We start from the raw sequence: 14,252 nt of genomic DNA on the forward strand, positions 1-14,252 counted from the left end.
GCTACGCGCCCCGCCCTCGTCATAGTCGTCCCTGGCAACCGCCTGGTTGCCGCCCCGTGCCGCGCGTCGCGGCCGGGTGGATGTCTTCGTAGAGGAGCCGGCTCATGCTGAAGCCCACCAGAACCACCCTCGCTCTCGCCACCGGCAGCCTGGTTCTCGGTCTGGCCGGAGCGGGCGCCGCCGTCGCCGACGACGGTCCGGAGAACCTGCCGCCGCGGGAGATCGTCGTCGGCGGAGGGTCCGCGGAGCCCGGTGTGTATCCCGAGAAGTACGTCACCGGCAAGGTCGTCTCGAAGGGCCCGCTGACGGTCCGCAGCAAGCCGACGACCCGCTCACAGTCCCTCGGCCACGTGTACCCGCACAGCAAGGTCGAGATCGAGTGCAAGAAGTACGGTGAAAAGGTCGACGGCAACCGCATCTGGTACCGCCTGGCCGACAAGAACGGCAGCTGGGAGCACGACGCCGCGGCGCCCAAGCGCGCGTACGACAAGGAGCGTTGGGTCTCCGCCCGCTACGTCAAGAACCTCTCCGAGGTCAAGTACTGCCGCTGACCCCGCCCCGGTCTGCCAGCCGCTGGGCCGGCAGACCGGTCAGCAGTCAGTCCACCGGGCGTACGGCACGCGGGCCCACGCACTCCACGCCGTACGCCCGGACCCGTTCGCGCAGTTCGCGGTCGGCCGTGACCACGACACAGCCGCTCTCCGCGTACGCGGCGGCCAGTTCCACGATCCGGTCGTCGCCGCTCCCCGGCGCCGGGTCCACCCGGACGCCCGGAACGGACTCGACGCCCCGGGCGGCGCCTTCCACGACGAGAACGACCTCCTCGTCCCCGCCCCGGTCGGCCAGCAGGTCGCGCAGCCGGACGGCCGCGCCCCGCCGGTCCCGCCACCAGCCGTCCGGCACCGAGCCGACGACGTTCGCGCCGTCCACGATCAGCACCCTCCGTACAGCGTCCACGGCGGCCGGGCCCTCAGAAGTCGCCGTAGTTGACCTGCCAGGTGGGCAGGCCCATCCGACGCCAGATCGCGACCACCCGGTCCCGGTCGTCGAGCGAGACGCGCACCGCGTACCGGTGGCGCACATGCCGGTCGAACAGCTCGGCCTTCACCACGTCGTCGCGGCGCGTGTCGCCCGCCGCGCGCATCCACAGCTCGTCGTACGGCACCTCGTGGCGCCGCAGCCAGGACTCCGTCTGCTGGCGGTACTCCTCGCCGCGCCCCGACAGCAGCACGATCGAGTCGCCGTCGGCGCGCCGGAAGGCGTCGAGCGCGTGCCGTACCGACTCGTTCAGCCGGTCGAGCTCGCAGCGCGAGAAGTCGTACGGGCCCCGGTCGCCGATCAGCGCGAGCGTGCCGTCGATGTCGCACATCACCGCGGCCGGCAGGGCCGGGTCGGGGACGTACTCCGTCACGGGCGGCGCGGCCACCCCGCTCGACCCGCCGTTCATCCACTCCGACGTCAGCCGCCAGCCGCCCCGCCGCGCCTTCTCGTTCTTCTCGGCCAGGATGCGGATGATCTCCTCACCGACCTGACGCTCGCGCGCGGCGTCCCGGCGCAGGCACTCCTCCAGCGGAACGTCGGTGAAGTCGTGCACGACGAAGGTCGAGAGACCGCCGACCGCCGCCTTGAGCCGCTTGGGGATGTTCTTGGTCAGGTGGGTGTTGTCGACGACCACGTCGAAGCCGCCGTCGACCGCCGCACGGACCGCCGCGTCCTGGACGGCCAGCACCGTCTGCTCGTGCTTGAAGCTGCGGCCCCGCGCGGGGTCCGGGAGGTCGAGCATGAGCCGCAGGTCGTCGAGGTTGACGCGGCGCATGCGGCCACCGGCCTCGGCCTGCAGGGCGCGCGCGGCCGTCGTCTTGCCGGAGGCCGGCAGGCCCGTCATGACGTGCACGACGGGCAGCGGGGCCTCCTCGGCGGCGGCCACAGCCACCGCCGCGGTCGCAGTCGCAGTCTCAGTCGCAGTCGCGTCCGTGCTCACAGCCGTGTTCACGTCCGTGTGCGTGGGTGTGTCTTCGGACACGGGTCAGCTCTCCTCGTCGTTCGTGAAGGGGTCGGACGTCTCCGGCCGCACGTTGCGCCATACGGCCAGTTCCGTGGACCGACCGTCCAGGCGCAGGAACATCGCGGCCCTGACCTCCCGATCGGGCAGTGCCTTCACCGCCCGGGCGAAGGCCCCCCGGTCGGCGGCCAGGTGCGCGAGACCCGCGTACGCCTCGTCGATGGCGCGTTCGCGGCGCGCGGCCTCGCCCTCGAGGCGCTCGATCACCTCGCTCACCCAGGCGTCGAACTCGTCGGGCACCTGGTCGAGCAGCGCGTCGAGTGGCTTGCCGCCCGTGGCCTCGATCTCGGCGACCGTGGTACCGAGTCCCTGGGCGAGTTGCTTGAGGGGCAGTCCGGCGAACCGCTGGATGCCGTGGGCGCGCCAGATGTCCCGCTCGGTGGCCTTGGTCAGCAGGCGGTGGAGGCGTACGTACTCGGCCAGCTTGGCCTTCGCGCGCACACCGGAGGCGAAGCGCAGTACGAAGCCCTCCGCCTGGGTGCCGGTCGCCGAGGCGCCGCCGGGCAGGGTGTTGGACTCGGTGAGCGCGATCAGCTCGTCGATGGGCATGGCGGGCCAGACCGTGACGACGGAACCGATCCCCTCCCAGTGGGTCGCGGCCTCGACGAGCGGGACCTCGGTGCCGCCCTGGCCGAAGGCCGCGAGGAGGACGAGGTCCCGGCGGTCGCCGTAGTCCACGACGATGCGGTTCTGCGGGTACAGGATCTCGGCGAGGTAGGTGGTGCCGGGGCGCAGGGCCGCGGTGTCCCGGCCGTCGAGCAGGCGCTGCGCCCAGGTCGCCTGGGCGCTGATGAAGGACCCCTTGGAGGCGACCCGCCAGCGGTCCGCGTAGTGGAAGACGACGGCGAGGCTGCCGTCGACCTTGTCGTAGACCTCGAACGGCTCGTCCGGGAGGGCGGGGGCGTACGGTTGACCCGACTCGTGCTCGCCGACGTTGAAGAACTTCGGCAGCGGCAACGCGACGATCGCCCCGGTGGTGTCGTCGGCGACGAGTCCGCGACAGCGGGTGGTGACGTCGTTCCAGACGCGCTCGTACTGGGCAGTCCGCGTGTAGGTGTATATGGACAGCGGCAGTTCGGGGTGCGACTTGCGGGTCACGTACCCGGCGTCGATCGAGTCCGCCAGCGCCTGTGCGGGCACCAGGTCATGCAGAGTCAGGGTCTCCTGGCTCATGGGGTCCTCCCGGTTTGAGATGGCTCATTCTCACGTGCGGGAGGGTGTGCCCGGTAATCAATTATGCCTGGTCGGTGCAGTGCCCAGGCGGTTGATGTCGGCGGGCCGCAGGACGTGGCCGGGGATCTCGGTGCCGGGCGAGGCGACGGCGATCATGGCCCGGCCGAAGGCCTCGGAGGTGATCACCAGGTTCGGGGCGACCTTCCGCACGAGGGGGACGAGGGGGCCGAGGACGGCGTAGAACACCCGGGACAGGCGGGCCTTGGAGGGCACCCCGCGCACCGGCTGGACGATGCCGGGGCGGAACATGTAGGCGCGGAAGGGCAGTTCGAGCAGGTCGTTCTCGGTCTTCCCCTTGATCCGGGCCCACATGGAGCGGCCCTGCTCGGTGCTGTCCGTACCCTCGCCGGAGACGTAGACGAAGGTCATGCCGGGATGGGCGGCGGCCAGCGGCCGGGCCACGGCGAGCGTCAGGTCGTAGGTGACGCGCCGGTACTCCTCTTCCTTCATGCCGACGGAGGAGACCCCGAGGCAGTAGAAGCAGGCGTCGTACGCGGCCGGGTCGATCCCGGCGGCGGCCAGGTCGGACGGATCGCCCTGGACGCACTCGCGCAGCTTGGGGTGGCTGACGCCGAGCGGGGTGCGTCCGACGGCGACGACGCTCTCGACCGCATCGCTGCGCAGGCATTCGCGCAGGACGCCCCGGCCGAGCATGCCGGTCGCACCGAAGAGGAGGACGTTCACGGAGGGCAGTCTAGGCGGTGTCCTGGGGTTGGGGCCGGATCAGGGCGCGGCGCTACGGCTGAACGCACCGCGCCGGCTCGCCGTACTTCATGCCGCTGGAGTAGAGGCGCCCGTTGTGGTCGTGACCCATGAATTTGATGCCGTGGACGCGCCGCTCCACAAGGGTCAGCCGAAGGATCTGGGTCTCGGACCCCATCGAGAACTCAAGGAGGTCACCGGGCTGGAGGTCTTCGGCAAGGACATCAACGGTCATGGTGGGGATGGTATGACGTGATCGTGGTACGGATCGGTGAGGGCTCCCCGTACGGGCGGCCCGAGAGGAGCGGTCGCGGGTGGGATGACCTTCGCGGCGATGACGGGATGGCGGCGGCCGAGCCGTCCTGGACAGCCCTGTGCACCGGACTCGACCCGCGGGCCTTCGGGAAGCGGCCGACGGTTCGGCGGGACTGAGGGTGCGGACCGGTCCGCACGGGCCGCCGGTGGCGTCTTCCGCGGCTCGCTGGACGCGGTCTCGGTGACTCGGTGTTGGACCGACATCTCGCCGCCGCTCCCCGGTCCGGGCGGCCCCGGCAGCTCAGCGTGCGGCGGGCTCGTACAGGAAGCCGGTCAGCGGTGCGAGGACCTTCCAGTCGAGGGTTTCGTAGAGCGCCCGGCCTTGGACGGTCGCGCCCAGGATGCCGGTGGTCGCACCGTTCTCGACGGCCGCCCCGGTGAGTGCACCCATCACGACCGTCCCGAGGCCGAGGCGTTGGTGAGCCTCCTCGGTGATGATCTGGTCGAAGACGCAGGCGGTACCCGTCAGACCGGTTTGGCCGCGCGCGGCGAGCTCCCCGTCGGCCGCCAGAACGCGCACGCTGACGACATCGCCGTCCCTCTCGGCGGTGACCGTGTAACCGTCGGGCGCGCGCACGACGGACGGACGCAGGTCGACGGCCATCAGGAAGCCGGGATCGGTCGCCTCCCACTCGGGTGAGAACCACGGCTCCATGACGTCCGGTTCCAGGAAGGCCTTGATGCAGGTGGTCGGTTCGGTGACCGCGTCGATGAGCCGGCGTGCGGTCTCGACATCGGCGTCGAGCAGGACGTGCCGGACCGCTTGGCCCGGCAGCCCCACCTGGATGCTCAGCCCCCACGGCACGTCCACCGGCCGCGGTGCCCTCCGCGAGACGGTCCATCCGTCGACCCACGAGCGCGCGAGCTCCCACATCCGGACACCCCTCCGAGTAATGACTGCGATCGGAGTGCGGATGTTACACAGGTGCACTGACGGTCGAGCCCTCCCGCTCGATCGTCTAAGGGCTGTCCCGTAATCCGCGGCGGGTCAGCGCGCGGCGTCAGATGCGGTGCATCGCAAGGCGGAGGGGCGTCCTCATACTGGGCGTATTCGGGCGATCCCGACAACGCGGCGAGGTGCCGTAGCTGGCGCCGCGCGCCCGCCGGGGATTACGGGACAACCCTTAGTGGGAGACGCAGAGTTCGTTGCCCTCCGGATCGGCGAGGGTCGTCCATGCGCTGGGGCCCATCCGGCCCTCGTGGAGGTGCTTGGCACCGTTGGCGATGAGGCGTTCGACCAGCGCCTTGGGGTCGTCGGAGCCGGTGCGGACGTCGAAATGGGCCCGGTTCTTGACCGTCTTGGGTTCGGGGACGAACTGGAAGAGGACACGGGGTGCGCGCTCCAAGCCCTCCGGGTGGCGGATCGCGGCTCCCACCTTCCAGACGAGGGTGCCCCGGTGGATCTTGGTGTCGTCCTCGCTCGCGCGGCCCGCCTCGATCAGGCCGCGGATGAACTGTTCGTCGCTCGGCTCCACTTCCCAACCGAGCGCCTCGGCCCACCAGTCGGCGAGCGTGTGCGGATCGGTCGAGTCGATGGTCACCTGGAACGTGTATGCCATGCCAGGACCCTACTGAGGGGGCGCCGCCCGTCGCCACACGGCGCGAGCGGGTGTGGGGTTCGGGCTGCGGTGCGCTCAGCGCGGGCGTCATCGGCCGCTCGCCCCGCTCCCTGCGGTGAGGTGCGAGGCGATCAGCGCGGCGAAGGTCAGCAGCCAGGCGCCCACGGCGATCCAGAGCAGGACCTCGCCGAGCGTGCGCAGCCAGGCGATGCCGGCCGGTTCCGCCACGGACAGGCAGGCGGTCGCCGTCATGCCGAGCGGGAAGACGGTGGCCCAGCGCCGGATGTCGTAGCGCGGCCGCGGGTGGCGCAGTTCGGCGGCGAGGAGGACGACGTACCAGATGAGGGACAGGGCGAGCAGGGCGAGCGTGACGGTACGCAGCGTGGTGTGTGCCGAACCGGTCCATACGGGTGATGCCGTGAGCTTGGATCCGGCCAGGGCGGAGATGGAGAGCGCGCCGCCCGCCACCCAGTGGTCGCCCTTTCCGCCCACCACCTCGCGCGGGTCGAAGCGGAAGAGGGCCGCCAGGTAGAGCAGCAGGCCGAGGCAGAAGGCGGCCATCGCCGCCCGCGCCAGCAGGTCCTGGTGGTCGGCGTCGGCCAGGGAGGCGGCGAGGAGGGAGAGCCCCTGGGTCGCCACGCAGCCGAGGAAGGCCGCTCCCGGCATGCGCCGCCGCCAGTGCCGCAGGACGTTGAAGAGCAGCCCGGGCCAGAGCACCGCCGCCAGCACGAGCAGCACGGCGGCCGCCGTCTGCCAGCCCTGCTGCGAGAGCCGGGCTCCGATGACGGTGGTGGCGGCTACGGCCGTCAGCGCGGCCGGTGTGTCGGCCTCGGCGCGGAACCGCCCGCGGTCGCCCAGCAGCCGGGAGGTGAAGTCGGCGGCGAGTACGAGCCACAGTGCCCCGGCGACGACCAGCGTGGCGAGTGACGCCGTCGGGTGCCCGGTCAGGTGCAGGCCGACGGAAATGATGCCGGTGGCCATGACGGCGGCTCCCGCCGCGGGCGGGAGCCCGGTCCACCAGTCACGGCCGGGGAGGATGCTCACGCGTCCAGCGGACCCCACGGGTCGGCCGGCTCCCGGCGGACGGGGCCGACGCGCCGCGGGAACCACACGGCCGGACGCGAAACCTCCTGCACGCAAGATCAAGCAAACCTGCGCGCGATGCACAGGCGGGGATCCGGGCCGGTCCTAGGCTCGGACCCGGACGCGGACCTGCCGGTCCGTCACAGGGGAGCGGACCGGCGGGTTCCCGATCCCTCGCACGGGGACGTCGACCTTGCCCGGGACCGGGCGGCTGCCGCTGAGGAGGGAACTCCGCGCGCGCCACCGGCGCGGCGTTGCAGGTGCGGGGGTAGCGTCGACTCCCCCGGTGGGGTGGCCGGAACTCGCGCTTGCCGGCCCGGTTAGGCCTACCTAACCTATGGCTCACCCACGCTCGAGAACGTCGGCACGACTTCGGGACCCGTCCCCAACCGAAGGAGCCTCCCCCCATGAACGCACGTCTCGACCATGCCCGGCCCTACGCCCTCGGCCTGTTCCGGATCGTCACCGGACTACTCTTCGCCTCGCACGGCGCCGCTTCCCTCTTCGGTGTCCTCGGCGGTGCGCACGGCGGCGGAACCGTCGCCACCGGCACCTGGCCCGGCTGGTACGCCGCCGCCATCCAGCTCGTCGCCGGTGCCCTGGTCCTGCTGGGTCTCGGGACCCGGGCGGCCGCCTTCGTCGCCTCCGGTTCGATGGCGTACGCGTACTTCACCGTGCACCAGCCCGGTGCACTGTGGCCGCTGCAGAACGGGGGCGAGGCCTCGGCGATGTTCTGCTGGGCCTTCCTCCTGCTGGTGTTCACCGGTCCCGGGGCCCTGGCGGTGGACGGGCTGTTCTCCTCGCGTTCGGCGGACTCCGCCGGGCGGCGGGACCAGAACCGCCCGGAGGCCGTCACCGCCTGAGGAATCGATTCAGCGCCACTCGATTCGACCCCGTACCCGCCTGCACCGCACGCGCCGGCACCGCACGCGTCCGTGCCGCTCGCGCCCCGACGCCCGGGCCCTCAGCAGGACGGCGCGACCAGCCCCATCTCGTAGGCGATGATGACGAGTTGGACCCGGTCCCGGGCGTCGAGCTTGGTGAACAGGCGCGAGACGTGCGATTTGGCCGTGGCCTCGGAGATGAACAGCTCCTCGCCTATCTCACCGTTCGAACGGCCCCGCCCCACCAGGGTCAGCACCTCCCGCTCGCGCTCGGTGATCCCCGCGTCGGGCCGCAGCGCACGCGCCTCGGGCACCCCGAGACCGGATGCCGCCGGACCGGGCGCCACCGGACCGGGCACGCGCGCGAAGTCCGCGATCAGCCTGCGGGTGACGGCCGGTGCGATCAGGGCGTCCCCCGCGGCGATCACCCGGATCGCCGCGAGGATCTCCTCCACGGCCATGTCCTTGACGACGAAACCGCTCGCACCGGCGCGCAGCGCCCCGTAGACGTGGTCGTCCTCGTCGAAGGTGGTCAGCACGAGCACCTTGACCGCCTCCGTCCCGGTGGTGATCAGCCCGGTGGCCTCGATGCCGTCCATGCCCGGCATCCGGATGTCCATCACCACCACGTCGGGGCGGAGTTCGGCGGCGAGGCGGACACCCTCGGTGCCCGTACCCGCCTCGCCGACGACCTCCAGGTCGGCGGTGTCGGCCATCAGCACCCGCAGACCGGACCTGACCAGCGGCTGGTCGTCCACGAGCAGGACGCGGGTCGCCCGCGCGGGAGCGACGGTCATCGGACCCCCTCCGCGGCCACCGCGGCCAGGGGCAGCGGCAACGCCGCTTCGACCCGGAAGCCGCCCCCGGCCCGGGGACCGGCACTGAAACGGCCGTGCAGCAGACTGACCCGCTCGCGCATGCCCGTGATGCCGAATCCCGTACTTCCGATGCCGTCGGGCGCACCGCGCCCGTCGTCGACGACCTCCACGGTCAACTCCTGTTCCCCGTATCCGATGGTGACCCGGCAGTGCCCGGTGCCCGCGTGGCGGACCACGTTGGTCAGCGCCTCCTGCACGATGCGGTACGCCGACAGGTCCGTCTCGGGCGGCAGTTGACCCCGCTCCCCCTCCCACCGTACGTCGACCCGCACCCCGGCGTCGGCGGTGGTGGCCACCAGCGCGTCGAGGTCCGAGAGCCCGGGTGCGGGCCCGAGCGGCGCCTGCCCCCGGGTACCGTCCGGCTGGGCCCGGCGCAGCGCGACCAGCGTACGGCGAAGGCCGGAGAGGGTCTCGCGGCTGGTGGCCTCGATGGCCCGCAGGGCGGCGCGGGCCTCCTCCGGCTGGGTGTCGATGACCCTGCTGCCGACACCGGCCTGGATGGCGATCACCCCGATGCTGTGCGCGACCATGTCGTGCAACTCGCGTGCGATGCGCAGCCGTTCGGCGGTCACGGCCTCGGCCACCTGCCGCGTGCGCAGTTCGGTCGTGTACTCCCGGCGCTCGCGGAACCGCAGGCCGGTCATGTAGACGGCGCCCAGCGACAGGAAGGCGATCAGGCTCGTGCTCATCAGGTCGTACGGTCCGGAGGCCACCAACGCGACCGCCGGGAGTTCCACGACGAGCACCATGGCGAGGGCGATAACCGCGTCCCGCCGGGGGCGCGTGGCGACGAGGAGTCCGAGGACGAGGTCCGGGGCGAGGAAGACGAGGAACCGGCCCGGACTGTGGTTCTGGGCGGACCCCGCGACGAGCGTGCCGCCGGGGAGCGTCAGGGCCAGTGCCGCCAGGGGCCGGTGCCGCAGCAGCGGGACGAGCGGGGTCACGGCCAGCAGCGTCACGACCCCGAGGAGCGGCCCGGCGGCGTACGGGACGCCGCCGATCAGCAGGCCCAGGACGAGGACGTAGAGGCCCGCGCCGCCCCAGGCCATGCGGGCCGCTCCGGGCCCTGATGCAGAACCCCCCCGCAACCTGCGCGAACTTGGGGGTCTTCGCGGACTTCGGTGTCGTCGAACTCTTCGGTGGGTTGTCCATGGCGTGACCGTAGCCAGCCGTCATCGGCCCGGGCATCGGCCCCCGGGCTTACGCCCCGGGGGCGAGGCCGCCGGGCGCCTTCCGCCGGCGGTCCGATGTCCACGGGCCGGGCGCCCGGCAGGGTGGGCCGGGTGATCGAGGTCAAGGAACTCACCAGGACGCACGGCGACCGGACGGCCGTAGACCGGCTCTCCCTCACGGCCCGGCCCGGCGCGGTCACCGCGTTCCTCGGCGCCGCCGGGGCCGGCAAGACCAGCGCGCTCCGGCTGATCCTGGGGCTGGACTCCCCGACCGCGGGCACGGTCGCCGTGTGCGGATTCCCGCTGCGCGGCCGCCCGCGCAGCCCGCACCAGGTCGGGGCCCTGCCCGATCCGGCCGGGTTGCACGGTCGGCGGACCGCCGGGGCGGTGCTGGGGGCACTGGCCCGCGCGCACGGCATCGGGGCGGGCCGGGTGACCGAGGTGCTGGCGGAAACGGGGCTGGCGCAGGAGCCGCGGCGGCGCGTGGGGACGTACTCCCCCGCGATGCGGCAGCGGCTGCGCATCGCGGGGGCGCTGCTCGGCGATCCACCCGTGCTGCTGCTGGACGAGCCGCTGGCCGGGCTGGACGCCGAGGGGGTGCGGTGGGCCCGCCGGCTGCTGCGCGCACTGGCCGCGCAGGGACGTACGGTCGCGATCACCGGTGACCGTGCGGCGGGGATGGCCGAGACGGCCGACCGGATCGTCGTCCTCGACCGGGGCCGAACGGTGCTCACGCAGTCCGCGGCCGAGTTCACCGCCCGGAGCGCCGCGCCCCGGGTCGTCGTGGGCACTCCGCACCACGCCGAGCTGGCCGCCGTACTGGCGGGCAGGGGCGCGACGGTGGTCCGGGCCCGGCTGTCGGGGCCGGGCCGGCTCGCCGTGACCGGGATGACGGCGGCGCGCGTCGGCGCCCTGGCCACCGAGCACGGGATCGTGATCCTCGAACTCGACACCCGCAGGCCCACGTTGGAGGAGGTACTGGGTGAACTGTGCGCCGGTTCCAGGGCCGTGTCGGCCGGGCCCCGTCCGGACGGCGGGCGATAGCCTGGGCGCATGGAGGAACTGGGTGGGGTGGAGGTCATCGCCTTCACGGACGCCGAAGCGTTCGAGAGCTGGCTGGCCGAGCACCACACGCGCCACGAGGGCGTGTGGATCAAGCTGGCCAAGAAGAGGTCCGGGATCGCATCGGTCACCGATGACGAGCTGGTCGACATCGGGCTGTGCTACGGCTGGGTCTCCGGGCAACGGCGCGCCCTCGACGAGCGGTACTACCTGCAGAAGTACGTGCCGCGCCGGCCCAAGAGCCTGTGGTCACAGGTGAACGTGGACAAGGTCGCGGAGCTGAGCTCCGCGGGGCGGATGCGTGAGCCCGGGCTCGCCGAAGTGCGCAGGGCGCAGGCGGACGGGCGGTGGACGCACGCCTACGAGTCCCAGCGAACGGCGGCGGTGCCACCGGACCTCGCGGCGGCCTTCGAGGCGGATCCGGTGGCCGCGCGGGCGTTCGAGGCGCTCGATCGCACCGGGCGCTACCAGGTGATCCTGCCGTTGTTGCAGGCGCTCACCCCGGAGACCAGGCGGGCCCGGCTCGACCGGGCGGTGCGGCTGCTGGGGGGAGACGGGGCTGCCGGCTGATCCGGCCGGTCTCCCGCGAGCGCAGGGGCGTAGGGGGCGCAGGGGGCGTAGGGACCGGGCGGTCCCTTCCCGATCTTGCCGGGCCCGCGGCGTCCGGCACCGCACCCGGTCGCGTTGTCGGGGAAAGCGTCAGGCCTGGCCTCCCCACGGGGAGACCAGGCCTGTCGTAAGGCGGAGTCGCAGCAGGTCAGGAGTGCTGGCCGCGGGCCTTCTCGGCCTTCTCAGCCTTCTCGGCGTTCTTCTCCTTGATGCGGACCGTTTCCTTGCGGACCTCGGCCTGGGTGGCGCGCTCACGCTTGAGCCACTCGGGGTCCTCCTGCTTCAGTGCTTCGATCTGCTCCGTGGTGAGGGGCTCGGTGACCCCGCCGCGGGCGAGGCCGGCGATGGACACGCCGAGCTTGGCCGCCACCACCGGTCGCGGGTGCGGACCGTTGGCGCGCAGCTCCTTCAGCCACTGGGGCGGATCGGCCTGGAGCGCACTCAATTCGCTGCGCGAGACGACACCCTCCTGGAACTCTGCGGGGGTGGCCTCGAGGTACACGCCCAGCTTCTTCGCCGCGGTCGCGGGCTTCATCGTCTGGGTGTTCTGGTGCGACGTCATGGTGTCAAGAGTATCGAGCGTGTGCGCTACCTCCGACCACGACCGGTAACCTTGCGGGGTGACAGGCTCGGAAGTACCCCATTCGTTCCGGCTCGCTTATGTCCCGGGGGTCACACCCAGCAAGTGGGTGCGCATCTGGAACGAGCGGCTGCCCGACGTCCCGCTGACCTTGGTCGCGGTGTCCCCGATCGAGGCGTACGGCGTGCTGCGGGCGGGCGGCGCCGATGCCGGGTTCGTACGGTTGCCGGTCGACCGCGACGACCTCAGCGCGATCCCCCTCTACACGGAGACCACGGTGGTCGTGGTCCCCAAGGACCACCTCGTGGCCGCTGCGGAAGAGGTGTCCACCGAGGACCTCGCCGACGAGATCGTGTTCCACCCGCTCGACGACACCCTGGACTGGGAGCAGCTGCCGGGCAAGCCGGCGATCGCGCGGCCCGAGACGACGGCGGACGCGATCGAGCTGGTGGCCGCCGGGGTGGGCGTACTCGTCGTCCCGCAGTCGCTCGCCCGCCTGCACCACCGCAAGGACCTGACCTACCGGCCGGTGTCCGACGCGCCCGCCTCGCGGGTCGCGCTGTCGTGGCCGCAGGAGGAGACCACCGATCTGGTGGAGGAGTTCATCGGGATCGTCCGCGGCCGGACCGTGAACAGCACGCGGGGGCGCGCCCCGACCCCGCCGCAGCCCAAGGCGAAGCGCAAGCGCCCGGACGCGGGTACGGGTGGTGGCGGTGGCGGGGGCGCCCAGCGCAAGTCGGGGACCGGGAAGTCCTCGTCCGGAAAGCCGGCGGGCAAGAACCCCCGCGGGGCCTCCGGCGGCCCCAAGGGCGGAAAGGGTGCGAAGGGCGGCAAGGGCGGTAGGACCGGCCGTCGCCCGTAAGACCGGCCGTCGCCCGTAAGACCGGCCAGGGCTCGTAGGACCGGCCGGGGCTCGTAGGACCGGCCGGGCCGCCTGCGACGGCCTGGCTTCGGGGATCCGGGTCACCGCGCGGTGTATGCAGGAGGAATGGATCTCCGGCCGCCGTCGCACTCCCGTCACCTCCGGTCCCCCCAGGTGAGCCACGCGCAGTTGGCGGTCCCGTTCGCGCTGATCGCCCTGGTGACGTTGGTCGACGTGCTCGCTCCGCCCGAGGTGCACCTCGGCCCGTTCCTGGCCGCCGCACCCGCGGTGACCGCGTCGTTCGCGGGGCCCCGGATGACGGCCTTCGTCGGTCTGGTCGCCGTACTGGCCCAGGTGGTGGTCGCGACGGCCCGCACCAGCCTGACCGACCTGAACCACACCTTCCAGATCATCGCGCTCGTGATGATCTCCGTGTTCGTGACCTTCTTCGCCCACCTGCGCGAGGTGCACGAGAAGGAGCTGACCCAGCTGCGCTCGGTGGCGGAGACCGCCCAGGAGGTGGTCCTGCGGCCGCTGCCCGACCGGATCGGCCCGCTGGGCGTCGCCTCCGTGTACCTGGCCGCCGCGGCCGAGGCCCAGATCGGCGGCGATCTGTACGCCGCCGCCCGGACGGCCACCGGCACACGGCTGATCATCGGCGACGTCCGGGGCAAGGGGCTGGAAGCGGTCGGAGACGCCGCGCTCGTCCTGGGCGCCTTCCGGGCCTCCGCCCACCAGGAGACCGGGCTGCCGGGCCTGGTGGACTACCTCGAGGCGGCGGTCTCCGGGGACCTGGACGGCGCCGGGGACGAGGGCGAGAGCTTCGTGACCGCGGCCGTCCTGGAGATCCCCGACGCCGAGCCGGTGCTGCACCTCGTCAGCTGCGGCCATCCGCCGCCGCTGCTCGTGCTGCGCGCCGGCGGCGCCGAGCAGCTGGAGGTGGACCGGCCCGCGCCGCCGCTGGGGCTCGCCGGGCTCGTGGCGTCGGCGGTCACCGCGCAGACCTTCGCCTTCGCCGAGGGTGACGTCCTCCTGCTGTACACGGACGGCGTCCTGGAGGCGCGCGACGGGGCGGGCGCCTTCTACCCGCTGGCGCGACGCGTGACCGCATGGTCGGGACTGCGCCCGCAGGCGCTGTTGGACCTGCTGTGCCAGGACCTGCTCGCACACGCGGCCGGTCACACCCTGGACGACGACGCGGCGATGGTCGCGATCGAGCGGCCCTCGACGCCTTAGGGCGTGCCGCCCGGC

17 protein-coding genes are annotated in these 14,252 nt (G+C 72.6%); 6 read left to right on the top strand and 11 right to left on the bottom strand.

The genetic code is table 11. The annotated features are described in order from the left end of the window. Positions 1-104 precede the first annotated feature (104 nt). Positions 105-551, top strand: a complete 447-nt coding sequence (locus tag OG207_RS02805; protein ID WP_329095538.1) for an SH3 domain-containing protein — start codon at positions 105-107, stop codon at positions 549-551. 46 nt (positions 552-597) lie between these two features. On the opposite strand, the gene OG207_RS02810 is transcribed toward OG207_RS02805, so the two are convergent. The 8 genes from OG207_RS02810 to OG207_RS02850 all read right to left on the bottom strand — a co-directional run bounded on the left by OG207_RS02810 (position 598) and on the right by OG207_RS02850 (position 6,915). Beyond that, the gene (locus tag OG207_RS02810; protein ID WP_329095540.1) at positions 598-957 is read right to left on the bottom strand and encodes an NTP pyrophosphohydrolase; all 360 of its coding nucleotides are present in this window, start codon (positions 955-957) and stop codon (positions 598-600) included. 13 nt (positions 958-970) lie between these two features. Further along, positions 971-2,023: a phosphatase domain-containing protein gene (locus tag OG207_RS02815; protein ID WP_329095542.1), complete on the bottom strand. Its 1,053-nt coding sequence runs from the start codon at positions 2,021-2,023 to the stop codon at positions 971-973. A 3-nt stretch (positions 2,024-2,026) separates the two neighbouring features. After that, entirely contained in the window at positions 2,027-3,235 is a 1,209-nt protein-coding gene (locus OG207_RS02820) for an RNA ligase (RefSeq protein WP_329095543.1), read from the bottom strand. A 57-nt stretch (positions 3,236-3,292) separates the two neighbouring features. Next, positions 3,293-3,979 carry an epimerase gene (locus OG207_RS02825; RefSeq protein WP_329095544.1) on the bottom strand — a complete coding sequence of 229 codons (687 nt, stop codon included), beginning with the start codon at positions 3,977-3,979 and terminating at the stop codon, positions 3,293-3,295. A 52-nt stretch (positions 3,980-4,031) separates the two neighbouring features. Further along, positions 4,032-4,232, bottom strand: a complete 201-nt coding sequence (locus tag OG207_RS02830) for a hypothetical protein (protein WP_329095545.1) — start codon at positions 4,230-4,232, stop codon at positions 4,032-4,034. A 321-nt stretch (positions 4,233-4,553) separates the two neighbouring features. Then, positions 4,554-5,186: a GNAT family N-acetyltransferase gene (locus OG207_RS02840; RefSeq protein WP_329095547.1), complete on the bottom strand. Its 633-nt coding sequence runs from the start codon at positions 5,184-5,186 to the stop codon at positions 4,554-4,556. Positions 5,187-5,436: 250 nt separating this feature from the next. After that, positions 5,437-5,871, bottom strand: a complete 435-nt coding sequence (locus tag OG207_RS02845) for a VOC family protein (protein WP_329095548.1) — start codon at positions 5,869-5,871, stop codon at positions 5,437-5,439. Positions 5,872-5,958: 87 nt separating this feature from the next. Then, on the bottom strand, positions 5,959-6,915 hold the full coding sequence (locus OG207_RS02850) for a tellurite resistance/C4-dicarboxylate transporter family protein (protein WP_329095550.1): 957 nt from the start codon (positions 6,913-6,915) through the stop codon (positions 5,959-5,961). A 446-nt stretch (positions 6,916-7,361) separates the two neighbouring features. On the opposite strand from OG207_RS02850, the gene OG207_RS02855 reads away from it, so the two are divergent. Further along, the gene (locus OG207_RS02855) at positions 7,362-7,817 is read left to right on the top strand and encodes a DoxX family protein (RefSeq protein WP_329095552.1); all 456 of its coding nucleotides are present in this window, start codon (positions 7,362-7,364) and stop codon (positions 7,815-7,817) included. Positions 7,818-7,918: 101 nt separating this feature from the next. Here the strand turns inward: OG207_RS02855 and OG207_RS02860 are convergent, their stop codons facing one another. Both OG207_RS02860 and OG207_RS02865 read right to left on the bottom strand, forming a co-directional pair. Further along, positions 7,919-8,635, bottom strand: a complete 717-nt coding sequence (locus tag OG207_RS02860; protein ID WP_329095554.1) for a response regulator transcription factor — start codon at positions 8,633-8,635, stop codon at positions 7,919-7,921. Further along, the gene (locus OG207_RS02865; protein ID WP_329095556.1) at positions 8,632-9,765 is read right to left on the bottom strand and encodes a sensor histidine kinase; all 1,134 of its coding nucleotides are present in this window, start codon (positions 9,763-9,765) and stop codon (positions 8,632-8,634) included. Before OG207_RS02865 ends, OG207_RS02860 begins: the two co-directional genes overlap by 4 nt. Positions 9,766-9,999: 234 nt before the next feature. Between OG207_RS02865 and OG207_RS02870 the strand changes: the two genes are divergently transcribed. Both OG207_RS02870 and OG207_RS02875 read left to right on the top strand, forming a co-directional pair. Next, positions 10,000-10,932: an ABC transporter ATP-binding protein gene (locus OG207_RS02870; RefSeq protein WP_329095558.1), complete on the top strand. Its 933-nt coding sequence runs from the start codon at positions 10,000-10,002 to the stop codon at positions 10,930-10,932. A gap of 9 nt (positions 10,933-10,941) precedes the next feature. Then, entirely contained in the window at positions 10,942-11,520 is a 579-nt protein-coding gene (locus OG207_RS02875) for a YdeI/OmpD-associated family protein (RefSeq protein ID WP_329095560.1), read from the top strand. A gap of 187 nt (positions 11,521-11,707) precedes the next feature. On the opposite strand, the gene OG207_RS02880 is transcribed toward OG207_RS02875, so the two are convergent. Then, positions 11,708-12,121, bottom strand: a complete 414-nt coding sequence (locus OG207_RS02880; protein WP_329095562.1) for a DUF5997 family protein — start codon at positions 12,119-12,121, stop codon at positions 11,708-11,710. A gap of 58 nt (positions 12,122-12,179) precedes the next feature. Between OG207_RS02880 and OG207_RS02885 the strand changes: the two genes are divergently transcribed. Then, positions 12,180-13,001, top strand: coding sequence for a LysR substrate-binding domain-containing protein (locus tag OG207_RS02885; RefSeq protein WP_329095564.1), 822 nt, complete (start codon positions 12,180-12,182; stop codon positions 12,999-13,001). A 126-nt stretch (positions 13,002-13,127) separates the two neighbouring features. Next, positions 13,128-14,237 carry a PP2C family protein-serine/threonine phosphatase gene (locus tag OG207_RS02890; RefSeq protein ID WP_329095565.1) on the top strand — a complete coding sequence of 370 codons (1,110 nt, stop codon included), beginning with the start codon at positions 13,128-13,130 and terminating at the stop codon, positions 14,235-14,237. The last annotated feature ends 15 nt before the right edge of the window (positions 14,238-14,252 follow it).

Origin of the sequence: Streptomyces sp. NBC_01439, assembly GCF_036227605.1 — a bacterium.
Classification (GTDB): domain Bacteria; phylum Actinomycetota; class Actinomycetes; order Streptomycetales; family Streptomycetaceae; genus Streptomyces.